Annotated in this window: 21 protein-coding genes; 17 read left to right on the top strand and 4 right to left on the bottom strand. The window is 43.4% G+C overall.

Annotation, left to right across the window (positions count from 1 at the left end; all coding sequences use genetic code 11):
• From scpB to WC441_02285, 9 genes are all read left to right on the top strand, one after another.
• A complete protein-coding gene (gene scpB, locus WC441_02325) occupies positions 1 to 540 on the top strand; it encodes an SMC-Scp complex subunit ScpB (GenBank protein MFA5163345.1) in 540 nt (179 codons plus the stop codon).
• Between the two features lie 10 nt (positions 541 to 550).
• Entirely contained in the window at positions 551 to 1,474 is a 924-nt protein-coding gene (locus WC441_02320; GenBank protein ID MFA5163344.1) for a serine hydrolase, read from the top strand.
• Positions 1,475 to 1,487: 13 nt separating this feature from the next.
• Positions 1,488 to 1,952 (top strand): GtrA family protein, encoded by a 465-nt coding sequence (locus WC441_02315; protein ID MFA5163343.1) that lies wholly within the window; start codon positions 1,488 to 1,490, stop codon positions 1,950 to 1,952.
• Positions 1,949 to 2,263 (top strand): hypothetical protein, encoded by a 315-nt coding sequence (locus WC441_02310; protein MFA5163342.1) that lies wholly within the window; start codon positions 1,949 to 1,951, stop codon positions 2,261 to 2,263. Before WC441_02315 ends, WC441_02310 begins: the two co-directional genes overlap by 4 nt.
• 21 nt (positions 2,264 to 2,284) lie before the next feature.
• Positions 2,285 to 4,129 carry a DNA primase gene (gene dnaG, locus WC441_02305; GenBank protein ID MFA5163341.1) on the top strand — a complete coding sequence of 615 codons (1,845 nt, stop codon included), beginning with the start codon at positions 2,285 to 2,287 and terminating at the stop codon, positions 4,127 to 4,129.
• A gap of 211 nt (positions 4,130 to 4,340) precedes the next feature.
• A complete protein-coding gene (locus WC441_02300) occupies positions 4,341 to 5,375 on the top strand; it encodes a sigma-70 family RNA polymerase sigma factor (protein MFA5163340.1) in 1,035 nt (344 codons plus the stop codon).
• 17 nt (positions 5,376 to 5,392) lie between these two features.
• Positions 5,393 to 5,566, top strand: coding sequence for a ferredoxin (locus tag WC441_02295; protein ID MFA5163339.1), 174 nt, complete (start codon positions 5,393 to 5,395; stop codon positions 5,564 to 5,566).
• An 11-nt stretch (positions 5,567 to 5,577) separates the two neighbouring features.
• Positions 5,578 to 6,048: a hypothetical protein gene (locus tag WC441_02290; protein MFA5163338.1), complete on the top strand. Its 471-nt coding sequence runs from the start codon at positions 5,578 to 5,580 to the stop codon at positions 6,046 to 6,048.
• An 11-nt stretch (positions 6,049 to 6,059) separates the two neighbouring features.
• Positions 6,060 to 8,540, top strand: coding sequence for a type IV secretory system conjugative DNA transfer family protein (locus tag WC441_02285; protein ID MFA5163337.1), 2,481 nt, complete (start codon positions 6,060 to 6,062; stop codon positions 8,538 to 8,540).
• A gap of 72 nt (positions 8,541 to 8,612) precedes the next feature.
• On the opposite strand, the gene WC441_02280 is transcribed toward WC441_02285, so the two are convergent.
• Positions 8,613 to 8,801 (bottom strand): hypothetical protein, encoded by a 189-nt coding sequence (locus WC441_02280; protein MFA5163336.1) that lies wholly within the window; start codon positions 8,799 to 8,801, stop codon positions 8,613 to 8,615.
• Between the two features lie 142 nt (positions 8,802 to 8,943).
• Here WC441_02280 and dnaX point away from each other — a divergent pair, with 142 nt between their 5' ends.
• The 8 genes from dnaX (at position 8,944) to WC441_02240 (ending at position 17,931) form a co-directional block, all read left to right on the top strand.
• Positions 8,944 to 10,557, top strand: coding sequence for a DNA polymerase III subunit gamma/tau (gene dnaX / locus WC441_02275; GenBank protein ID MFA5163335.1), 1,614 nt, complete (start codon positions 8,944 to 8,946; stop codon positions 10,555 to 10,557).
• Between the two features lie 12 nt (positions 10,558 to 10,569).
• Positions 10,570 to 11,829 carry a serine--tRNA ligase gene (serS, locus tag WC441_02270; protein MFA5163334.1) on the top strand — a complete coding sequence of 420 codons (1,260 nt, stop codon included), beginning with the start codon at positions 10,570 to 10,572 and terminating at the stop codon, positions 11,827 to 11,829.
• The gene (locus WC441_02265; GenBank protein ID MFA5163333.1) at positions 11,826 to 13,784 is read left to right on the top strand and encodes a putative glycoside hydrolase; all 1,959 of its coding nucleotides are present in this window, start codon (positions 11,826 to 11,828) and stop codon (positions 13,782 to 13,784) included. Before serS ends, WC441_02265 begins: the two co-directional genes overlap by 4 nt.
• 4 nt (positions 13,785 to 13,788) lie before the next feature.
• On the top strand, positions 13,789 to 14,781 hold the full coding sequence (locus WC441_02260; GenBank protein ID MFA5163332.1) for a hypothetical protein: 993 nt from the start codon (positions 13,789 to 13,791) through the stop codon (positions 14,779 to 14,781).
• 5 nt (positions 14,782 to 14,786) lie between these two features.
• Positions 14,787 to 15,881: an alanine racemase gene (gene alr / locus WC441_02255; GenBank protein MFA5163331.1), complete on the top strand. Its 1,095-nt coding sequence runs from the start codon at positions 14,787 to 14,789 to the stop codon at positions 15,879 to 15,881.
• Positions 15,882 to 15,892: 11 nt separating this feature from the next.
• Complete coding sequence (locus tag WC441_02250) at positions 15,893 to 16,741, top strand: hypothetical protein (GenBank protein MFA5163330.1); 849 nt, start codon at positions 15,893 to 15,895, stop codon at positions 16,739 to 16,741.
• A gap of 3 nt (positions 16,742 to 16,744) precedes the next feature.
• On the top strand, positions 16,745 to 16,891 hold the full coding sequence (locus tag WC441_02245; protein ID MFA5163329.1) for a hypothetical protein: 147 nt from the start codon (positions 16,745 to 16,747) through the stop codon (positions 16,889 to 16,891).
• Between the two features lie 95 nt (positions 16,892 to 16,986).
• Positions 16,987 to 17,931, top strand: coding sequence for a tyrosine-type recombinase/integrase (locus WC441_02240; GenBank protein MFA5163328.1), 945 nt, complete (start codon positions 16,987 to 16,989; stop codon positions 17,929 to 17,931).
• Between the two features lie 295 nt (positions 17,932 to 18,226).
• Here WC441_02240 and WC441_02235 read toward each other — a convergent pair whose 3' ends face one another.
• From WC441_02235 to WC441_02225, 3 genes are all read right to left on the bottom strand, one after another.
• Positions 18,227 to 19,456 carry a peptidoglycan DD-metalloendopeptidase family protein gene (locus WC441_02235; protein MFA5163327.1) on the bottom strand — a complete coding sequence of 410 codons (1,230 nt, stop codon included), beginning with the start codon at positions 19,454 to 19,456 and terminating at the stop codon, positions 18,227 to 18,229.
• 77 nt (positions 19,457 to 19,533) lie between these two features.
• On the bottom strand, positions 19,534 to 21,030 hold the full coding sequence (gltX, locus tag WC441_02230) for a glutamate--tRNA ligase (GenBank protein ID MFA5163326.1): 1,497 nt from the start codon (positions 21,028 to 21,030) through the stop codon (positions 19,534 to 19,536).
• Positions 21,031 to 21,033: 3 nt separating this feature from the next.
• Complete coding sequence (locus WC441_02225; GenBank protein ID MFA5163325.1) at positions 21,034 to 22,215, bottom strand: WecB/TagA/CpsF family glycosyltransferase; 1,182 nt, start codon at positions 22,213 to 22,215, stop codon at positions 21,034 to 21,036.
• Positions 22,216 to 22,220: the final 5 nt, after the last annotated feature.

Raw genomic sequence — 22,220 nt, 5'->3', positions numbered from 1 at the left:
ATGTCTTTAGCGTCCCAATTAGAATCTTTGCTGTTCATTTCTCCTAAGCCTTTATCTTTGAAAGAGCTAGGGGTTTTAACTAAAGAAAAAACCAGTTTAATCAGCGCTAGCTTGGAAGAGTTGAGCCAATCATATAGCGAATCAGATCGAGGTTTTCAGCTGATTAAGCAAGGCGATAGCTATCAACTGACGACGGCGGCCGCCAATTCTGCTCTGGTTAAAGAGTTTCTCAAGGATGAAACGGATGGCGAGCTGACCCAGCCTAGCTTGGAAGCCTTAACGGTAATCGCCTATCGCGGGCCGGTGAGCAAGCTGGAACTTGAGAGAGTCAGAGGGGTTAATTGCAGCTTGATTATCAGGAATCTCCTCTTGCGGGGCTTGATTGAAGAGAAATTCGATAAGCAGAAGAATGAGAATTACTACAATGTCAGTTTAGATTTTATTAAGTTCCTAGGCTTGAGACAGGTCAGCGACCTGCCTGATTATGAACGTTTGCATCAGAATCCTAGCTTGGAGCAGGCTTTAGCCGCGACCGCTTAATTTTCCGCTTATGTGTTTTTCTACCTTCATCAATCTTTTACTTTACCTATTGTTTATACAATTAAATATATCTCCGAGTCCGGTGCCCTTGTCGGCTGATTGCCAAGCCTTGCACCAGAACCGTTTGCCTCTCAGTCAAGATATCCCTAGGGCGGAACGGATTTCCGGCTGGCAAGATCCGGTTATCCCGGCTAATCGGGCGGTCATCTTCGATGTCTCGACCAATAGTTTCCTCTGGGAAAAGAATGCCGATATCAAGCAGCCTTTAGCTAGCATCACTAAGCTGCTAACCGCCTTGGTCTTTCTTGACCATAATCCCGGCTGGGAAGAAGTCTATAAGATCAAGCCGGAAGATAAGGTTGAGGGTGGCAAGATTTCTCTGTTCTTAGGAGAAGAAGTCAGGATAAAAGATCTTTTTTATTCCAGCCTGGTCGCTTCTGACAACGGATCTACTTTAGCCCTAGTGCATGCCACCGGCTTGAGTGAGGAAGAATTCATTAAGAAAATGAACCTGAAAGCTAAGCAGCTGGGCTTGTTCGATTCTAGTTTTGTCGATCCGACCGGCTTAAGCGACAATAATTTATCTACCGCTAAAGATATTGCCCGCCTAGCTAGGGTCGCCTTGAAGAATGAGGACATCAAGCGGGCAACCTTGACGGAAAATTATGAATTCAAGACCTTGGACGGGAAGAATAAGAGAGTAGAGTCAACCGACTATCTTTTGGGCAGCGACTTGAGTGATTCAATTTTTTTGGAAGGTGGTAAGACTGGTTATACTGAGAAAGCCGGCTACTGTTTCGTCGGCCAGTTCAAGAATAAAGAGGGCCGGGAAATCGTTTCGGTGGTCTTAAACGGCGTTAGTAAGAACGACCGTTTCAAGCAAACTAAGGCCTTAGTAGCTTGGACTTTCCAGGGCTATAAGTGGCAGAATTAATTTTTCATTATTTATGGCGATAATCAATAAACTTTACGAATCTTTCCGCGGTCTTTTTTCTCGTCGTTGGCCGAAGACATTCCTGTATTTGGATTCGCGTAAATCGATTTTTAAGTTTATCATCGCTGGCAGTTTTGCCGGCGGGACGGATTTAGTGGCCCTGTTTCTGTTTCATGGGATATTTAAATTAGAGATAGTTTTCTCTACGAGCGCCGCCTTCATTTTGTCTTTCGTCGTTAGTTTTACCCTGCAGAAATTTTGGACTTTCCGTAATTATAATTCCGCCCGCTTAGCCCGTCAGATATTCCTTTATATTTTGACCGCTCTAATCGGTTTGAACTTGAATGGTGCCGCCATGCATTTTTTAGTAAATACCTTGTCCGTCTGGTATCTTTTGGCCCAGGTTATCGTTAATATCTTCTTGGGCTTTGTAAATTTCATCGTCTATAAATTCATAATTTTCCGCAAACACAAATGAAGTTACTAGTCAGCCCCGCACAATTATCAGGTTTTTCGCCGGAACAATGGTTGCGGCGGCTTGGCTATGCTTTGATCGAAAGCCGCGAGGGCGGTGTCAGTTTCGTGCGCCGTTTGTCTGGGGGTTTTTACCCCCGTTTTCATCTATATGTGGAGCCTAGCGGTGATAAGTTCAGTTTTAATTTACACCTCGATCAGAAGAAGGCTAGCTACGAAGGCATAACCCGCCATAGCGGCGAATATGACGGCGAGCTGGTAGCTGAAGAGATAAATCGTTTAAAACAAAATTTGGGCGGAGATTTATTCGCCTAAGACAAGGAGGGCTAAAATATTATGAGCCAAGTCGAAGATATTAAAGCTCGCCTCGACATCGTCGAGGTGATCAGGGAATACGTGCCGGTCAAAGCGGTCGGCGCTAATTTTCAAGCCCTATGTCCTTTCCATCATGAAAAGACCCCGTCTTTTGTCATATCCCCGGATAAGCAGATCTGGCATTGTTTTGGCTGCGGACGTGGTGGTGATGTCTTGGCTTTCGTCATGGAGATGGAATCATTGGGCTTTATGGAAACGCTCAGACTCTTAGCTCCTAAAGCCGGGATCGTTTGGCGCCATGAGAATGCGGCTGCCTATTCGCGCCGCAATCGCCTGTTAGATATCTTGGACTTGGCGGCTAAATATTTCTCTCATCAACTTGAAAAGGATGGGCGCGGCCAAGCTTGTCGTCAGTATCTCTTGGGTCGCGGCCTGAGTGAAGAGACGATCAAATCTTGGAATATCGGCTATAGCCCAGAAGCGGGCGCCTTGATTAATTTTCTCAAGACCCGCCCAGCCCGCGGGCAGAAGTATAGCGATGAAGAAATTTTTTTAGCCGGCCTATCTCTTAAGACTGAGAATGGTAGATACTATGAAAGGTTCCGTGATCGCATTATGTTTCCTATTTGGGATGTGAATAATAATGTCGTGGCTTTCACCGCCCGGGTTAACCCTGATAAGGAAGCGACCGAAAAGATGGGAAAGTATATCAATAGTCCCCAGACTGAACTGTATGACAAAAGTCGAATCGTCTTTGCTCTGAACCGGGCCAAGAAGAGCATCAAGAAAGAAGATCTAGCGGTCGTCGTTGAAGGGCAGATGGACGCCATCAGCGCCCATCAACATGGTTTTACCAATGTGGTGGCTAGTTCCGGTACAGCCCTAAGCGCTGATCAGCTGCGCTTAATCAAGCGTTTCAGTTCTAATATCGCCCTGGCTTTTGATATGGATGCGGCTGGGCAGATGGCGGCCGATCGCGGCCTGAAAGAGGCAATGGCCCAGGAATTCAATATTAAGGTGATCGTCTTGCCGCAAGGCAAAGATCCGGATGAGTGCTTGCGTAATAACCCTAAGGATTTCCAGGGTGCTTTATCACAAGCGCCCAGCATGATGGAATACTATTTTCAGAAAGTAGAGGAAGAATTCGATTTTTCCCAAATTAGCAGCCGGAAAACAGGCGTAGCTAAGCTGCTTAAGATGGTTTCTCAGCTGAATAATAAGATCGAAGCTGATTTCTGGTTAAAAAGGATCAGCCAGGCGGCAGACATACCTGAGCCCCTACTTCGGGAAGAAGTAGCTAAGACAGAACTTGCCTCATCTAGTACGCCTAAAGAGAGAGAAAAGACTAATAAGGCAGACGAAGTAGCTGCTGATAAGGCCCTGAGCCGCGAGGCCAGGCTGTCGGAACTACTCTTAGCTCTCTTAGTTAAGTTTACTGATTTTTTGGAGTATAGCCTGAATAATCTGGATCCCGATTATCTGGTGGGCGAGATCAACCGTTTGTTTTACAGGAACTTGATAATTTATTATAATAAAGTTAATGTTTTAGACTATGCTCAGCTTCGGGATTATCTGCTTAATCAAGACGAAAGATTGGGTCCGATGCTCGACAAGATCAGCCTTTTAGGAGAAAAGGATTTTTATAGTTTCAGTCCAGCAGCGGTCAAGAATGAAATCATTAAGATCATCCTTGATCTGAAGAAATCAGCTTGGCAGACGGAGATTAGGCAGATTGAGAAAGATCTGTCCCAGGCTGAGAAACAAGCTGATAAGGCTCGGGTCGACGCCTTGATGTCTGATTTAAAAAATTTGACCGATAAGCTGCGGCAAATTCAAAATTCTAATTATGAAGAAGAAAATCGTTAAAGCTAAAACTAAAAAGAAGTTGCCCGCCAAGGCTGTTTCTGTCAAGAAAAAAGCTCCGCTTAAAGTCGCTAGCAAAAAGAAAGTAATAAAGAAAAAAGCCATCTTAGCTAAGAAGAAGCCAAAACTGATTCCTTTTAAGAAGGAGTCAACTCCGAGGCCGATAGTCTTGCCGGATCCGGAAAAATTGAACAAGCTGATTGCCAAGGGCCGGATGCGCGGTTTTGTGACGGAAACCGAACTCTTATATCTTTTTCCTGAAGTCGAAGAATATTTAAACGATTATGATATCTTTTTGGGCGATTTGCAGAAGAATGGAATCAGGATAATCGAAGATTCTGGTCGGGTCCTGGATGTTAATGAAAGCCAGAAAGAGGCGGGCGGCAAGATGCCGAGCCCGATCAATATTGATTTGTCGAAGCTTAATGCCGATTCTATTCAGATGTACCTTAAAGAAATCGGCAAGGTGCCGCTACTCTCCGGCGAAGAAGAAGTCGAGCTTGCTAAAAGGAAGGAAAAAGGGGATAAGGAGGCAGAAAAGAAAATTATCGAGGCTAATCTCAGGTTGGTCGTTTCCATCGCGAAAAAATTTGCCGGCGCCAAAGGTTTGGGGCTCTTAGATTTAATCCAGGAAGGAAATATCGGTTTGTTCAGAGCGGTTGAGAAATTCGAATATCGTAAAGGTTATAAGTTTTCTACCTATGCCACTTGGTGGATTAGGCAGGCGATTACCCGCGCTTTAGCCGACCAATCGCGCACCATCCGTATCCCGGTTCATATGGTGGAAACGATTAATAAATTCCAACAGGTTCAAAGGACCTTGATTCAAGAATTAGGTCGCGAGCCCTTGGCGGAAGAAATCGCTTCCGAGATGGGAGAAGAGATTGATAAAGTTCGATATATTATTAAAATTTCTCAGGATACGATCTCTTTGGAGACCAGCATCGGTGATGACGAGGAAGATTCTACCCTGGAGGATTTTATCGAGGATATCAAGAATGTTACCCCGGATCGTGCCGCCGCCCTCCAGCTCCTTAAGGATTATGTCAAGGAGATGGTGGCCAATTTATCGCCCCGTGAGCAAAAGATCTTGGAAATGCGCTTCGGCCTTATTGATGGCGTCGCCCACACCTTAGAAGAAGTCGGACAAGAGTTCGAAGTCACTAGAGAGCGTATAAGGCAGATCGAGTCCAAGGCTTTGGAAAAAATCAGGAAATTAAAAGGTTTAGAAAAATTAAGAGATTATTAATTTATAAATATAAAATTATGATAAAAGTTAACCAAGAACTTTGTATCGGCTGCGGTTTATGCGCCAATACTTGTCCGGATGTCTTTCGTATGAATGATGCCGGCAAATCAGAAGCCTTTGCTCAGGAAAACGTCGAATGCGCTAAGCAGGCGGCCCTTAATTGCCCGGTCGAAGCTATCTCGGTAGATTAAAATTTTTTATTATGCCGGAAAATCTCAAGTTGAAAGTCGAGAGCGTCCTGCCCAATTCCGGCTCAAGCCCGGAAAAGTTGGCTAATCCAGAAAAGATAAATGAACAAGTATCACCTAAGGTTGAAAGGCCAGACAAAGAGGTTCAATCCACTCGGAGCGCCAATCCTGCCCGGAACATCGTTGCCCAGACTAATGTCCAGTCCTTAAGCCAACAGCGAGCTATGGAAATCGATCGGATCCTGGCTGATGGCCTCGAGGACATATTTATTGCTCTGCCGCCCCAGGAGCAGCAGCGCTTTAAGGTTAAGGGCGAAGAAACTGTTGCGAAAATAAATAAATTACTGGATAGCGCTAAGTTTAAGATCAAGCAGATAGTTAGTCTGATTAGGCGCTGGTTGTCGACTTTGCCCGGGGTTAACCGTTATTTTTTAGAGCAAGAAGCCAAGATTAAGGCTGATCGCATCATGAGAATAAAAAAATAAGCTTATTTACCATGGATCCTCAAACAATTCCGGATAATTTGAACTCTAATCCGGATTTAGTCCTGATTATAGTCTCTGCTTTCATCGCGGCGGGTTTATTGTTATTCTTAGCCCGTTTTTTTATCAGGTTTTTCGGTTTAGGTCGTCGCCATTTTGCCCATAAGGCCTTAATGATCAGGCTGCCTAAAGAAAAACCGAAAGATGATGGTAAAGATTTCTCCGTCCAACAGCTGAAAGAAGAAATAGCTAAGGGCGAGACCATCTTCGCTAGTATCGGCGGCTTGCGGGCGGAACGAGGCTTTTTTTCCTGGTTGCTAGGCAGAAGTGATCATTTTAGTTTTGAAATCGTAGCCGAAAGAGGCAAGATTTATTTCTATATCGTTACTCCCGCGAATCAAGCGGTCTACATAGAAAAACAGATAAACGCCCATTATCCAGAAGCTGTGGTTGAAGAGGTAGATGATTATAATGCCTTTAGCCCCTTGTCTAAGGTCGCGGCTGGTTATCTTAAAACCAAGGATCCGTTCATGCTGCCGATCAAGACTTTCCAGAAGATGGAAGTCGATCCTTTAAATTCCTTGATCAACATCATGTCCAAGCTAGACCGTGATGAGAGCTTGGCTATCCAGTATACGGTCCGTAGCGCTAAGGGTTCTTGGCATTATCAGGTTAAACGCCTATCGTCCCGGATACATCGCAAAGGCTCGGTTCGGGAAGGTTTGCGATCGCTAAAATGGTATGGCCTGATCGCGGAATTCTTCTATAAGACGTCTAAACCGAAGCACGACGATCAGAATTCTCCCAATTATAAACGCCTAACAGCTGAAGAGGAAGAGATGCTAAAGAATATCGAAAGCAAGAATCAGAAAGCCGGCCTGGATGTTAATATCAGGGTAGTTAGTTCGGCTAAGACAAAGGAACAGGCAAATTTCTATCTGGATAACCTGGCTAGCGTCTTCAGTGAATTTAATAATTACAGTTACGGCAATAATTTTTCCCGTTTCTATAAATCACACCCGGCCTCTACGATTAACGATTTCATCTATCGCCGTTTCAATGAAAATTTCAGCTTTATTTTAAATACCGAAGAGCTGACCAGTATTTTTCATTTTCCGCTTAAGAATACGGAAACACCGAATATCGTCTGGCTGACTGCCAAGAATGCTCCCGCTCCGACCGACTTGCCTCAAGAAGGAATCACTCTCGGCGAGAATGTCTTCCGAGGTGAGAAAAAAGAAGTTCGTATCAAGAGAGAAGACCGTCGGCGGCATACTTATATTATCGGTAAGTCTGGTGTCGGTAAGTCTGTCTTGTTGTGTAATATGGCGATTCAGGATATTGAAAATGGTGAAGGCGTTTGCGTCATGGATCCTAACGGTGATTTAATTAGCGATATCTTAGATCGGATGCCGATTGAAAGAGCGGAAGACGTGATTATCTTTTCACCCGGAGACACCGAGAGGCCCCTGGCTCTTAATCTGCTAGAATTTGACCCCAAATATCCAGAACAGAAGACTTTTGTCATTAATGAGCTGATCGGTATTTTTGATAAATTATACGACCTGAAAAGCACGGGCGGTCCGATGTTCGAACAGTATATGCGTAACGCCTTATTGTTGATCATGTCTGATCCGGAAAGCGGTTCGACTTTGATGGAGGTGCCTAAAGTTTTGGCGGATGAGAATTTTCGTAAGATGAAATTAAGTAAATGCAAAGATGTAACGGTCGTAGATTTTTGGCGTAAGGAGGCAGAGAAGGCGGGCGGGGAAGCGGCTTTAGCTAATATCGTTCCCTATATTACCTCTAAACTGACGAGCTTCATCTCTAATGACATGATGCGTCCGATTATCGGCCAGCAGAAGAGCTCTTTTAATGTCCGGGATTTAATGGATAAGCAGAAGATCCTTTTGGTCAATTTACCTAAAGGCGTGGTCGGCGAGATGAATGCCTATCTTTTGGGCATGATCATCGTTGGCAAGATACTGATGGCCGCTCTTTCCCGTACTGACTTATCCAAGGAAGCCAGAAAGGATTTTTATCTCTATATCGATGAGTTCCAAAATTTCACTACTAATTCTATCTGTCAGATCTTATCTGAAGCTAGAAAATACGCTCTGAATCTGATTATGGCCCATCAGTATATCGGACAGCTGAGCAAGAATAATAACACCGAGATTAAAGATGCTGTTTTCGGCAACGTCGGCACGATGATCGCTTTTAAGATCGGCGTCGAGGATGCTGAATTCATCGTCAAGGAATTCTCACCCGTCTTTAACGAGTTCGATCTCATTAATGTTGATAAAGGCACAGCTTATATTAAATTATTAGTTGACAACTCGGCACTTCGGCCGTTTTCCCTGAAAACTATCTGGCCTTTGTTAGGAACTAAACGCGATGGCTTGTCTGATAAGATCAAAGCCTTGAGTCGACTCAAATACGGACAAGACCGTCGGATAGTCGAAGCCGAGATAATGCGCCGTACTAGAGTATAGAAAGATTATTTAAATAAAAAAAGAGAAGCTTCGCGAGGGAAGCTTCTTTTCTTTTTTTTCGTTTGGAGTAGTTTAGAATACCCCTTTCATTGTCAACCTGTCCTGGTTGTGATGCTTCATGTACTTACAGGTGCGGCCTTTGGCCTTTTTTTGTTTTTTCTGGAGTCCCGCATAATCGAAACCGCGGGTAGTAGTTGAGCAGGAGGGCAGGATGGTGGCGGCGGCCAGGGCAATAATCAACAGGAAAGCAATTTTCTTCATGGCTATAGTTTTTGGTTGTTTTTAAATGCACTATTTACTATGCCTATATTATAACATATAACTATTTATTTGTCAAGGGACTGGCAAAGGGATAATAAAAAGTATATAATAATAAAGAATTTATTAAATAAAATAGCCTCTTATGTCGACCCTCTATCGGGATTACCGTCCCCAGAGTTTTGCTGAAGTATTAGGGCAAAATCACATAAAAATTACCCTTCAGAATGAGATTCAAAGCCAGCGCTTGGCTAACGCCTATTTATTCTGCGGACCCAGGGCAGTAGGAAAGACTACTTTGGCTAGAATCCTGGCCAAATCTTTGAATTGCGAAAGCCGTAAAGATAAGGAATATGAGCCTTGTAATCAGTGCGCTAGCTGTTTAAGTATTACTAAAGGTAGTAATTTAGATATTATTGAAATCGATGCCGCTTCTAACACCGGGGTTGATAATGTTCGGGAAAATATAATTGCCTCGGCTCGGATAGCCCCCCAGACTAAATATAAAGTATTCATCATCGATGAAGTCCACATGCTATCCTTGTCAGCTTTTAATGCTTTGCTCAAGATCATCGAAGAGCCGCCGCAGAAAGTTGTTTTTATCCTCTGCACGACTGAAATTCATAAGGTGCCAGCGACCATAATCTCCCGCTGCGAGCGTTTTGATTTTAAAAGGATAAGCATAAGTGAAGTCGCCAAGAAGTTAAATTTTATCGCTAGCCAAGAAAAGATAGAAATTGCGCCTGACATCTTAGACGCGATCGCCCGGCAAGCCAACGGCTACATGCGAGATGCTGAGAGCTTATTGGGTCAGGTGATGGCTTTGGGGGATAAGAAGATAAGCTCAGCCCAGGCTGAGTTGATCTTGCCTAATTATAACAGTCAGGAGATAGTTGAATTCCTTGACTGCCTCAGCCAGAAGGATGCGGCTCGAGCTATCAGGCTCCTTAACCAATTAGTCGACAGCGGCTTGAATATCAAGAATTTTGTCGGGGAAGTGATTAATGTATTAAGGAAGATAATCTTTAACCAGCTTAATCCTTCTTTAGCTTCCGGTTTAGGTTTAGACTTCGGTGAAGCCTTAGAGTTGAAAGTCGCCCATTTAAGCGAAACGCTCGATCTGAAGCAGTGGGTTTTTATGATTCAGGAGTTTTTAAACGTCAACGCCGCTTCGGCTAATATCTTTATTGCCCAGCTGCCTTTAGAGATTGCCGTCATTAAGATTTGTCATGGTCTCAGCGATCAAACGGTAGCAACTCTTAAGAGTGGAACCGCAAATATTAGTCGCCAGACTGTTAGTCCCTCCTCTCCTAAGCCGGGGCCTTCAGTCTCCCCGTTGGGGGGAATAAATTCTAATTCCGGGCCGGTCTTAAACCTGGATCAGTCGGCACTTAAAGACAAATGGCCCGAGCTCTTAATCAATATAAAAAAATATAATCACTCCCTGTCTTTCATCTTGCAGAATTGCCAAGCGTTGGAGATTAAGGATAGCCGTTTAAGTTTGGTCTTCAAATATAAATTCCATAAGGACCGTATCAGCGACCCCCAGATCAAAGAGATCATAGCCAAGGCTTTGCAAGAAACTTTTGGTTCGCTCTTGGAGATAGAAGCTAAGGTTGATGAGAACCTCGATCTCAGCCCGGCGCCTCTAGCCCCAGCCAGCAGCGAAGTCGAGCCTGAAAACAAAGATAAAGATAAAGAAAGGCCGGATATGCTTGGCAAGCTCTTGCAAGCTTTCGGTGGTGAAGTGGTTAATTAACTTAATAAAAATATGTTGGATTTAAAATATATCCGTGAGAATACCTTAGCTGTTAAGGAGGCTTTAGCCAAGCGCTTATCTACCAAAGAATTTAATTTAGAGAAACTGCTCGAACTAGATGACCACCGTCGGGAAATCATCCAGAAGGTCGAGGCTTTAAAATCGGAAAGGAATGCTCATTCTAAGACTAAGCCTAGCCCGGACGTCATTAAGCAGATGAAGAAAATCGGCGAATCCATAGCTAAGTTGGAAGCATCCCTATCTAAAGCTGAAGGCGAGCTCCAGGAGAAGTTAGCCGAGTTGCCTAACTTGCCAGCTAGCGACGTGCCAGCCGGAGGCAAGGAAAATAATGAGGTTATCTATACTTATGGTAGTAAGCCGGAATTTTCTTTTACACCTAAAGACCACGTCGCCCTAGCTACCAGTCTCGGCCTGATCGATTATGAAAGAGCCGCGAAGATGTCCGGTTCGGGTTTCTGGTGCTATAAGGGTGTCGGCGCTCTTTTAGAGTGGGCGCTTCTATCATATTTCATCGATTTCCATCAGAAGAACGGTTATGAGTTTTTACTCCCGCCTTTCCTCTTAACAGAAAAATCTGCCTATACTTCTGGCCATCTACCTAAATTCCGTGATGATTTATTCTGGACGCAAGACGCTCTCTGTCTAAATGCCACCTCTGAGATGATGTTGGGCAATTATCATCGCGAAGAGATTTTGCCCGGTGATTTATTACCTTTGAAATATTACGCTTATTCGCCCTGCTTCCGGCGTGAAGCCGGCAGCTACCGACAAGAAGAGCGGGGGATGATTCGCGGGCATCAGTTCAATAAGGTGGAAATGTTCGCTTTTTGCCGGCCGGAAGATTCTTGGAATTTATTTGATGAGCTTCTGGCTAACGCCAAGAAATTAGTCGAAGGCCTTGGATTACATTACCAGGTATCAAAACTAGCTGCCGGCGATTGCAGCGCCGCTATGGCCAAGACTTACGACTTAGAGGTTTGGATTCCCAGCATGAATATTTATAAGGAGGTAAGCAGTGTCTCGAACGCCTTAGATTATCAGGCGCGTCGTGGTAGCATCCGCTTTAAAGACAAGCAGGCCGAAAAAACCAACTTCGTCCACACCTTGAATGCTTCTGGTTTGGCTACCAGCCGCTTGATTCCGGCTATCTTAGAACAGTGCCAACAAGCCGATGGCTCCGTGATTATTCCGCCCGCTTTACGGCCATTCTTGCCTTCTAATTTAGAGATAATTAAAGCTGAGCAGTCATGAAGCGTTTCTTTCTCCATCTTTCAATCATTTTGCTTGGAGGTTTGATTTTCTGGCCCTTTAAATCAACCCAGGCCTCCAATCCAGACTTAAATTCTTTCCCTCGTCTAGCTAATTATTTTTTGCATTGGCAGCTAGATGATGAGAAGGCCCAGGCCCTAGCCAAGTGGGATGTTTTGGTTTTGGATATGGAAACCCAGGTGACTAGCCGCGCCCAACTAGAAAAGATCCGAAGTTTGAATCCCGATATCGTTCTCCTCGCTTATATCAGTTCTCAAGAAATCATGTCCGATGCTGCTTATTTGCCCAGCAATTCCTTACGCCAGAAACTATTATCTAATATCTACCCCGCTTGGTGGCTCAAGGATTTAAATGGTCAGAAGGTTTCTTTTTGGCCCGGGACCGCCATGCTTAACCTAAGCGATGGCGCCGGCTTGTCTGATTTGGGACAACGTTTTAATGACTATCTCCCTCAATTCGTGGCTCGGGAGATAAAAAGCAGCGGCCTCTGGGACGGAGTTTTCTATGACAATCTGTGGGGCGATATCTGTTGGCTGAAGTCTGGATCATTAGATTTGAATAATAACCGGACCGCTCTAAGCTGTGCCGAAATTAACCGCGCCTGGTCCGAAGGAGTCAAGAAGATGTTAGTTAACAGCCGGGAATTGTTAGGCGATGAGTTTGTTATTGCTGGTAACGGTCAGGCCTATTTGCCTTATACCCCCAATCTAAACGGCTTGATGCTGGAAAATTTTCCGCCGGCCTGGGAACATAATGGTGAATGGTCGGCTTCTTTCAGCAATTATCTGAAGTTGAACGAACAAGTCAGCCGCCGCCCCCAGATAAACATCATTAATCGCAGCGTGGAGAGATTTGATAATTATAGTTCGGCTCGTTTCGGCCTAGCTAACGCTCTTTTGGGAGATGCTTATTATAGCGCTGATAAGAATTTGTCTGACCATGGCCAGACTTGGTGGTATGACGAATATGATGTTGATTTAGGCGTTCCAAGATCTAAGGCTTATAATCTTTTAAGTTCTGACTCCAAAGTCCAACCTGGATTTTGGCGTCGTGATTTCAGCAACGGTTTAACTTTAGTTAATTCCAGCGCCCAAGAACAGAAATTATTATTCGGTAAGGAGGAGTTAGAACGGATTAAAGGTAGCCAGGATCCGCAAGTTAATGATGGCACCAAAGTTACCTGGATAAAATTGAAACCAGGGGAGGGAATTATCCTGTTGAAATCCGGAGCGGAGATATTGGGCAGTAATTTTAATAATGGCAATTTCGTCCGCGTCTACAATGATCGCGGTCAAAGCGTGAAAAACGGTTTCTTTGCTTATCTGCCAAATTTTCCTGGTGATCAGGATTTGCTAAGTTTTCATCAAGGGAGCGATTTGGTTAATATTATCAGCCGCCAAGGCGCAATCGAAGTTTATCGCCAGGGAAAGCTAGTTAAGAAATTCTATCCTTTTACTAAAAAAAATATAGCTATCGCTTTTAGCTATAATCAGGATAAGATAGTGGCTGTCGCCGGACAGCAGTTAAGGGTTTTTAATCTTGAGGGGAAACTGCTGGGTTTGTTCGCGATTAAAGCCAAAGGAGACCTTAGTTTGGCTTCAGCTGGAGATAGGATTGCTGTCGCCTCACGCGATCCGTCGGTCTATATTTATGATTTCCAAGGCAATCTTCAGTCGGAAATCTTAGCTTATGATAAAAAATGGACCGGTGGTATTAACGTTGCTCTGGGCGATATTAATCAAGACGGAAGATTGGAACTGGTGACTGCGCCGCGGGCCGGTGGAAATTCGCAAATCAGGATATTTAACGAAGGTGGCCGGCTTTTAGGGCAATTTTTAGCCTATGACAAGAATTTCCGTAAAGGTGTTAGGCCGAGTCTGAGCGATATTAACCATGATGGAAGATTGGAAATCTTAGCGGGGATCAAAAACTTTTAACCATATGTTACATTTTTTAAGAAGGCGCCATGAAAGATTCTATCAAAAGAACCGTTGGCACTTAGTGCTAGACCTTAGTGCTTTGCTTATTATCATCATCCTGGCGATCTGCTTGGTCGTCTGGCAGCGCTATCGCCCCGTATTTGATTTTAGCCTAGTACCCCGGACTGATTTGTGGCAGAAAGCTCCCATGACAGTAAGGCTGTACACCGAACAAGCCAGTACCATCAGGCCCGGCGAAAAGATAAATCTCAAATTGGATTACCAGAATGGTGCTAGCGATTTGCAGGCTTTCAATCTGGAATTTCTAAGCCTGAATGATAAATATTCTTTTGTTCCAGCTAATTTCAGTCTTGATAATTTGCCAGCCGGCCAATCAGCTGAAGGCATAATCATCCCGATCGAAGCTAGGGGGCCTTTCATTCCTGGAGACAAGATAGGCTGGCAAGCGGCCTTAGAATATAAAGGACAGGGCCAGTTGTTCCGTGATTTTCAGGTTTTGCCTGATTTGCAGGTAGCGAGCGATTTGAAAGTTCAGGCGAAGATTTACTATCATAGTCCTCAAGGTGACCAGCTAGGGGCTGGGCCTTTGCCTCCTCAGGTCGGTTTGCCTACTAATTATTGGGTTGACCTCAGCTTAGCTGACTTTAGCTTAGATTTAGAGAATTTTGTCCTTAGTTTACAACTGCCGGCCAAGGTCGATTTTACGGGCAAGAAAAGTCTCTTGTCCGGTAGCTTGAAGTATAATGAAACTAATAGGCGAATGATTTGGGCGATTCCTGCTTTTAGTGCTGCTACTAACGCCCGGGCTGGTTTCGAAATCCAATTAGTACCAGGGGAAGAGGACATGGATAAAGTGCTTGACTTGCTAACCGGTATCCGTTATAGCGCTTTCGATAAAATTAGCAATTCAGAAATTAGTGGGCGCCTGAATAATTTAGACACCAATCTTCGTTTTGATAATTTGAACCAAGGGCAGGGACGTGTTGCTCAGTAATGATTATGATTAATCTTTTAAGACAATTGATAAAACCGCGCTATGAAAGCTTGAATCGGATTGAGATCGTTGCTAGTAATCTCCTATTTAATTATGATTTTCTGCAATCTTTGAAACCGCAATCTCAGATTTGGCCGGTCTTGAAATCTAATGCCTATGGCCACGGTCTGAAAGAAGTCTGTCAGATACTTAATCGCAGCCAGGCTAGGATGGTAGTTGTCGATTCTTTTCCTGAGGCTCAGATAGTTTATAGTAATTTTAAGGGCCGGGTTTTGATTTTGGGCGAAATGCCCCTGGGGACTTATAAATATTGTAATTTTAATCGGACGGAGTTCTGTGTTTATAATTTAGACACGATCAAATATCTCGCTCAAAATCATCCTGGCGCCAAGATCCATCTTTTCCTTAACACCGGTATGAATCGAGAGGGAATTAAGGATATTAAAAGTTTCTATGAAGCTGGCCGGGAATCTCTCTCTCGACTGCAGATTTCTGGAATCTGCTCTCACCTAGCCGCGTCCGGACCTAAAACTGATGAACAAGAAAATAAATTTTTGTCAATGGTGTCTTATTTGAAAGAGCAGGGGATAAATCCCAGATATCTGCACTTAAGCAATTCTTTGGGCTTTTTTACAGCCCAGAATAAGTTAGCTAATACTTTCCGGATCGGCCTCTCCTTTTATGGTTATGGCGATGAGCGCCTCAAGCCGGCTCTTAGAGTTTATTCAAAGATTGTCGCTTTGCAGGATTTAGAGCCGGGAGAAACTGTTTCTTATGGCACCGATTATGTGGTCCAAAAGAAAACTCGAGCGGCAGTTATCCCTTTTGGCTATTTTGAGGGCCTGGATAGGCGTTTAGGGCCTTCCCAGATAAGATTCAAGTTGCAAGGTCGAGAAGTTAAGATAGCTGGCCGAATAAGCATGAATCTGACCGTTTTGGACATCGGTGATATTCCGGCCGCAGTCGGCCAGGAAGTTGAGCTTATCAGTAATGAGTGCCAAGCTCTCAACTCCGTAGAAAGTATCGCCCAGGCGATCGATACGATTCCTTATGAAGTCTTGGTCAGGCTGCAAGCCAATATTCGCCGTGTAATAGTTTAATATCTACTCCGATGTTAAAAGAAAAACCTAAATACAGGGGGCGAGCTCTGAAAAAAGATTATCAAGCCAAGGGTTTAAAGAATCCTTTTTTCCGTATTAAGAAGAAGGGCCGGCCATCGTCTTTTAAATGGCGCTTAGTATTAGCCTTATTGCTTATAATCCTAATCGTTTGGGCTATCTGGTTTTCTCCTCTTTTCCGGGTGAGGGCGGTGAAGGTAGAGGGCGGCCAAAGGGTCGATCCTAAAGCCGTGGAGGATATAGTTTGGCGACAAACTGAGAAAAAAAGATTTTTGATTTTTTCCCAAGCTAACCTATTTATTTTAGATAAGAAAAGTTTAGAAAAAGATATTAATTCAGCTTTTAATTTCGCTTCTTTAGAGATTAAGAATTCGCCCTTAAGGGGCAGGGTATCAATTAGGCTCAGTGAGCGCCCCTATGCTTTCATCTGGCAGGAAGGCGATTCCTATTATTTTTCCGACCAGCAGGGAAGCCTGATTAGGGATGAAGCGGTGTCAGACGAAAAGAAACAACAATATTTTATCCTGGAAAATCGCACCGGCCATAGCTTGATCAAGGATAATTACCTCGATTTAAATGAAAGTTACCTGCCCTTCATTCTGAAAATCGCGGTTGAGCTGGAAAAATATCCGGATTTGAAAGTAAAAAAATATTTTATCGATAATGAGCTCAATACCGTGAAATTAAGCTTAGAAGGCCCGGAAATCTACTTCAGCACCAGGGAAGAGGCTCTGGACCAGCTTAATAAGCTTTTGGTGGTTAAAAAGGAGACGATTAAAGATGCTTTTGCTAAATTAAAATATATCGACCTTAGGTATCAAGATAAGGTCTATTATCAATAATATATGGAAAATCTTTTTAAAATTACATTTTTCCTGGCAATCTTGGTTTTTTGTTTGATTGTTATCGGAGCTTTTATCCTGGCTATTAAGATCATCCTTTTGTTTAATCCGGATGTCCATTTCTGGGGATTGCTTATTACCAGGCTTTAACTAGCTGATTGCATATATCCTAGGAATTAGCTAGAATATAACTGAGTGTAAGGGATATTATACTCAGTTATAGATAAAGCCTAATCAAAGCCAGTATGCCCAATCAACTGCCCTTGTTTGATGATTTTCTCCTCAATCTCAAGGTCAACAACTATTCCCCGGAGACTTTATATAATTACGAACGCGACTTAGAAGTATTCGCGGAATTTTTAAATGAAAATAAAATTAAATTTTCTAATTTGAGTAAACGGGATATTTTAAACTATAAAGCCTTACTCACTTCGGTTGACCGCAAGACCGCTAATAGCCGTTTAGGCCAGAAACGCCTCAATGCCTACTCTATTAACCGCATGCTCTCTGTTATTAGGACCTACTTCAAATACCTGATTGAAATGGACTATAAAGCTCCCCTGCCCCCGGATGTGATAAAAATGATCAAGACTGTTAAGAAAAAACCGCAGGTTGCGGAATTAGATGAGTTGGTTAAACTTTTGGAATTTCCTTCACGTTTTGAAAAAAACGTTCTAGTAGCTTCTCGTAATCGAGCTATGCTAGAAGTCTTGTTTTCTACCGGTTTGAGAATTTCTGAGTTGGTGAATTTAAAATTGAACGCGATTGATAAAGAAGGTAAGATATTCGTCTTGGGCAAAGGCAAGAAAGAACGCTTTGTCTATCTCACCCCTAGAGCCTTTAAACACTTAAATGAGTATATTGATAAGGCGAGAGGTAGTTCCGATTCCCCTTTCGTTTTCATTCCCTATCGCGGTTTAAATAATACGGAAAAGAATAAAAAAATATCTACTAATTATTTACAGGAAAGGATAAAAAAATATCGTGAGCTCTTGGGCATTAATGTCCCCACCTCCGCTCACTCCCTAAGGCATGGCTTCGCTACTTATTTGGCCGAATCAGGCGCTAACCCGGCTGCTATCCAGGTTCTTTTGGGCCATGAGTCCTTAGATACTACGACCAGATATGTACACGCTTCTGATTTATATGCCAGGAAGATCCAACAGAAGTTTCATCCGCTAAAAGATTAAGATAAAAAAAGGGCCGCTCTCATTCGAGGGCGGCTTTTTTTTGTATTGCTTCCATTCTTTCCTGGAATTCTTTTTTGTTTTGCCTATTCCAGGCTATGGTTTTTTTCAGTCTACGTATTCCTATGATGCCACAAATCATAGACAGAGTAAAAAGGCCAATATTAACATATAAGTAAGCTTCCATTTCTGTATATATTTTAAAATTAACTAGTGCAATTATAACATATTTAATATTATTTGTCAATATAAAAAACACTATTTAGTAATAGTGTTTTTTGTTTGATATTAGCTATTTTTATGGTAAGTATTCTAGAGGGTCAACTGGCAAGCCGTTTTTACGGACTTCAAAATGGAGATGGGGTCCACTGGTGAAGCCGCCGGATCCGATCGAGCCAGGCATACCACCGCTACGGCCTATGATCTGCCCCTTTTCCACATATTGGTCGGCTTCCACATTTACCCCGGAGACGTGGCCGTAGACAGTTGATAGGCCATCATTATGGATGATCATGATATAGGCATAGCTCTTCGTGCCATTGAATTTGACTCGGGCGACATAGCCTGAAGCGGCCGCTTTAACCAAACTGCCCTGGCCCGCTCTGATATCTACTCCAGAATGTTCACCTAAAAGATTTCGGAAGGGATAATCAGGATCATGGAAGGTGGCAGTGACGTAGCTCTTAGCTACCGGCCAAGCCATACTAGAGTCAGAATTGTCTAATTTATTTTTTTGGCTTTTAGCTAATTTATCCCTAACCGTCTTTTCTAAGCTGAGAATTTCACTAGCGGCTTGGTCCTGTTCCCTTTTCGCTTGGGCTAAGAGATTCTGATAGGCTTTTTCCGAAGACCTGGTTTGGTCTAAGATAAATTCTTTGTCTTCTTTTTCTGCTACCAAGCGGCCATTTTTTTCTTGTAGATCCGCCTGCAAACTGTCCAGCTCCTTTTTCTTATCAAGCAAGGCTTGCTTGTTTATCTCTAATTCATTTTTATTTTCTTGCAAGGTTTCTAAGCTATTAGCGATCTCTTCGTTGGTATTTTCCAGATATTTCATCTGGTTAAGGAATTCAGTTAAAGAATCGTTAAGCAAAAGAATTTCCAAGGTGGAGACTTGGTCTTGCTTGTATATCAGCCTGAGCAGTCGAGCCATATGTTCTTTTTCTCGACTGATGGCCCGGTCGGTATTTTCGATATTAAGTTGTATTTTCTTAGTTTCTAAATTGTTTCTATCTATTTCCAGATTAACGCCGTCAATATCCAGTTGTAATTTAGCGGCGGAATCTTCCAAGATTGATAACTGCTTATTGAGGCTGTTTTTCTCTTTCTGTTTTTCAGCGATTAAGGCGGAATAGGCTCGTTGTTTAGATTGGAGCGTTTCAATCTGTTTCTTTTGAGCCTGGATTTTTTGATTTAAGGTATCTATTTCTTCATTAAAATCGCCGCCATTCTGCCCTAAGACAAAACCGGCTCTAGGCAGTATCGAGCCGATAAGAAGAAGTAATATTAAAACTCTGACTATCTTTTTCATGGTTTTATATCGCTATTATATCATATTCAAAAGCTTTTGGGAAATAAAAAACCGCTAAAAAAGCGGTTTTTTCAGTCCTATTTTATCAAACTAATCCCCTTCACTATCCTTTGCAAACTTAAGTCCTTGCCTAGAGCACCGGCAATTTCAAATGGGCTGGGACTGTTTTTAGCTCCGCTCAAAGAGACGCGTAGGGGCCATAGATAATCTCCATTCGGCTTATTATGGCTTTTCAGGTAATTAATTATGAGAGTTTCTAAATAATCTTTGTCCCAGTTTTTCTTTTCAATGACAGATAGAAGCTGGTATAACTCCTCCAGGTTAGCTTTAATGGTAGCCAGATCCAAACTCTTCCAGCGTAAAAGATCGGGAGGATAGGAAATCTCTTGCCAAATAAATAGGGTGAGCTCGGTTATATCTTGGCCGCAAACTAATCTTTCTTGGGCTAAGGCAATTACTTTTTTAAGCTGGGGACTGGTAATTAGGCGCCCATCGCTTACTACCTTATAACTGCGCCCGGCCGTTTCTATCACCCCGGCCGCCAAAAGGAAGGGCAAGCAGATTTCACTTAATTCCTTGAGGCTCTTCTTCCTTAAGTAGTAGGCGTTAAAGTAATTTAATTTATCTAAATCAAAGATGGCCGGGCTAGACCCTAAGCCTTCGAGGCTGAATTTTTTAACCAGATCTTTCAGGACGTATAACTCCTGATCATCTTTAGCGTGCCATCCGAGCAAAGCGCAAAAATTGGTGATGGCTTCAGGTAGATAGCCTTTATTCTTATAATCTTCCACGAAGACATCGCCCTGCCTTTTGCTTAACTTGCCCCCGCCTTTATTGAGGATGAGGGGAAGATGGATAAATTTTGGCGGCGTCCAGCCGAAAGCCTGGTAGAGCAAGATATTCTTAGGGAAGGAGGGCAACCACTCTTCCCCTCTAGTAACGTGGGAAATTTCCATCAGGTGGTCGTCAACGATATTGGCAAATTGATAAGTCGGGACGCCGTCAGATTTGATCAAGACCTGGTCATCTAAATCAGCGGCGGAAAAAGTTATTTCTCCACGTAATTCGTCGTATACTTTAATTTCGCCCTCCAGAGGCATCTTTTGACGGATAACGTATTTATATCCGCTTTTCAGCTTATCATCTATTTCTTCGGCACTAAGATGGCGGCACAGGCGGTCATATCGTGGCGCTTGCTTATTAGCTTGCTGGTCCTCTCGCATCTTCGTTAAGCGTTCCTCGCTACAGAAACAGCGATAGGCTTGGCCGCTGGCGATAAGCTCTTTGGATAGTTCATGGTATGTTTCTAAGCGTTGGGTTTGGATATAGGGGCCGAAGTCGCCGCCCAAGCCTGGACCTTCGTCAAATTTGATGCCTATCCAAGCTAAGATATCCAAGAGTTTACCAATAGCGCCCTCGACTTCCCTTTTTTGATCAGTATCTTCGATGCGTAATATGAATTTTCCCTTCCAGCTCTTGGCGAGTAAGTAGCCGAAAAGGGCGGAACGTAGGTTTCCGATGTGAAGGAAGCCGGTTGGCGAAGGTGCAAAACGCAACCTAATTTTTTTTGCCATATATTATTGATTATTTTGCTTTAGATATTCTTGGAACTTACTGAGGAATATTTTTGCCCCTGCGCGGCGTACTGGGTGTAGACGTTCTAATAAATCATCAAGCTTGACCCAAGCCCAGGCCTGGTGGTCCCAAAAATTTATCTTGATATCATCGTCTTCACCGATAAATTCCGCTAGGCATAAGCCCTGGCTTTGGCCTTTGTAGCCGTATATTTTTTGGATCAAACTGGGCATTTTGTATTTATAGAGATTACGATAGCAGGCCCGGACGATTAGCTTTTTAGTGTCCAATTCTTCTTCTAGCTCTCTGGCTCCAGCTTTCTGCAGGCTCTGACCGTCGGTTCCTCCTTGAGGTAACTGCCAGTGACCCTTTTCTTCCCTTCTTTCCACTATTAGGACTTCGTAAGTACCGCTACATTCACGATATAACCAGCAGGCGACGTTGGGACGGTACATAAAAGGGTGGACGAAGCGCCAGAAAAATACCTTGGTGGAAAATATGAAAGTTGCCTTAAATATCCTTTGCGCGCGCCAGGGTTGTTTGATTAGTCTAAATAGCCATTCCAAGCCCAAGCGTCTCATTAGCTTAGGCGCTCTCTTTATCTTACCGGTGATGAAATCAAAGCTGCCGCCAACCCCTAAGGCCAGATTAAGGCTGGGAATCTGGGCTAGGCTGTGCCAGATAATCTTTTCTTGGTAGGGGGCACCCAGGCTAGTAAACAGGATGTTGGGAGAAAATTGATTTATCAAGTGTAGTTCCTCGGCGCTTAACTCTGATTTTTTGTCAGTATCTATAATTATCATCTTCAGCTCAGGGAATTTTTTCTTTAAAGCGGTTTCTATGTCGTCTTTTTTAGACAATCCGTATTTGAAATTAATGATTGCCACCCTTAACTCTTTTTGGGCGGCTAATTCTAGTATTTTCGGGCTCAGGTCTGATCCGCTGATCCGTGGCAGCGCCTTCCCTCTGGTTAGGGCGGCGAGTTTTAAACCGAAGCCGTCAGCCGGAGCTAGATCAGCTTGGTTTAAGATATAAAAAAACTCCTCATCTTGATGAGAGGCGAGAATTATTTCCGGGTTAGGAGTGACGATGTAGTGCGGTCGGCCATCTGTTAAGAAGCTTCTGATTTTTTTCCAGACTTCTTCCTGGGACAGCTCTGAGACCTCGATTCCTAAAATATTCATATTTT

The organism is Patescibacteria group bacterium (assembly GCA_041651355.1).
In the GTDB taxonomy this organism is placed as follows: Bacteria; Patescibacteriota; Patescibacteriia; order Patescibacteriales; family UBA12465; genus JAPLVX01.
Note: the sequence above shows the minus strand (reverse complement) of the source record. Positions and strands in the feature narration are given on the sequence as shown.

Coding starts and splice junctions, on each gene's coding strand:
- scpB (MFA5163345.1), top strand. CDS start 1: ATGTCTTTAGCGTCCCAATTAGAATCTTTGCTGTTCATTTCTCCTAAG.
- WC441_02320 (MFA5163344.1), top strand. CDS start 551: ATGTGTTTTTCTACCTTCATCAATCTTTTACTTTACCTATTGTTTATA.
- WC441_02315 (MFA5163343.1), top strand. CDS start 1,488: ATGGCGATAATCAATAAACTTTACGAATCTTTCCGCGGTCTTTTTTCT.
- WC441_02310 (MFA5163342.1), top strand. CDS start 1,949: ATGAAGTTACTAGTCAGCCCCGCACAATTATCAGGTTTTTCGCCGGAA.
- dnaG (MFA5163341.1), top strand. CDS start 2,285: ATGAGCCAAGTCGAAGATATTAAAGCTCGCCTCGACATCGTCGAGGTG.
- WC441_02300 (MFA5163340.1), top strand. CDS start 4,341: ATGCGCGGTTTTGTGACGGAAACCGAACTCTTATATCTTTTTCCTGAA.
- WC441_02295 (MFA5163339.1), top strand. CDS start 5,393: ATGATAAAAGTTAACCAAGAACTTTGTATCGGCTGCGGTTTATGCGCC.
- WC441_02290 (MFA5163338.1), top strand. CDS start 5,578: ATGCCGGAAAATCTCAAGTTGAAAGTCGAGAGCGTCCTGCCCAATTCC.
- WC441_02285 (MFA5163337.1), top strand. CDS start 6,060: ATGGATCCTCAAACAATTCCGGATAATTTGAACTCTAATCCGGATTTA.
- WC441_02280 (MFA5163336.1), bottom strand. CDS start 8,801: ATGAAGAAAATTGCTTTCCTGTTGATTATTGCCCTGGCCGCCGCCACC.
- dnaX (MFA5163335.1), top strand. CDS start 8,944: ATGTCGACCCTCTATCGGGATTACCGTCCCCAGAGTTTTGCTGAAGTA.
- serS (MFA5163334.1), top strand. CDS start 10,570: ATGTTGGATTTAAAATATATCCGTGAGAATACCTTAGCTGTTAAGGAG.
- WC441_02265 (MFA5163333.1), top strand. CDS start 11,826: ATGAAGCGTTTCTTTCTCCATCTTTCAATCATTTTGCTTGGAGGTTTG.
- WC441_02260 (MFA5163332.1), top strand. CDS start 13,789: ATGTTACATTTTTTAAGAAGGCGCCATGAAAGATTCTATCAAAAGAAC.
- alr (MFA5163331.1), top strand. CDS start 14,787: ATGATTAATCTTTTAAGACAATTGATAAAACCGCGCTATGAAAGCTTG.
- WC441_02250 (MFA5163330.1), top strand. CDS start 15,893: ATGTTAAAAGAAAAACCTAAATACAGGGGGCGAGCTCTGAAAAAAGAT.
- WC441_02245 (MFA5163329.1), top strand. CDS start 16,745: ATGGAAAATCTTTTTAAAATTACATTTTTCCTGGCAATCTTGGTTTTT.
- WC441_02240 (MFA5163328.1), top strand. CDS start 16,987: ATGCCCAATCAACTGCCCTTGTTTGATGATTTTCTCCTCAATCTCAAG.
- WC441_02235 (MFA5163327.1), bottom strand. CDS start 19,456: ATGAAAAAGATAGTCAGAGTTTTAATATTACTTCTTCTTATCGGCTCG.
- gltX (MFA5163326.1), bottom strand. CDS start 21,030: ATGGCAAAAAAAATTAGGTTGCGTTTTGCACCTTCGCCAACCGGCTTC.
- WC441_02225 (MFA5163325.1), bottom strand. CDS start 22,215: ATGAATATTTTAGGAATCGAGGTCTCAGAGCTGTCCCAGGAAGAAGTC.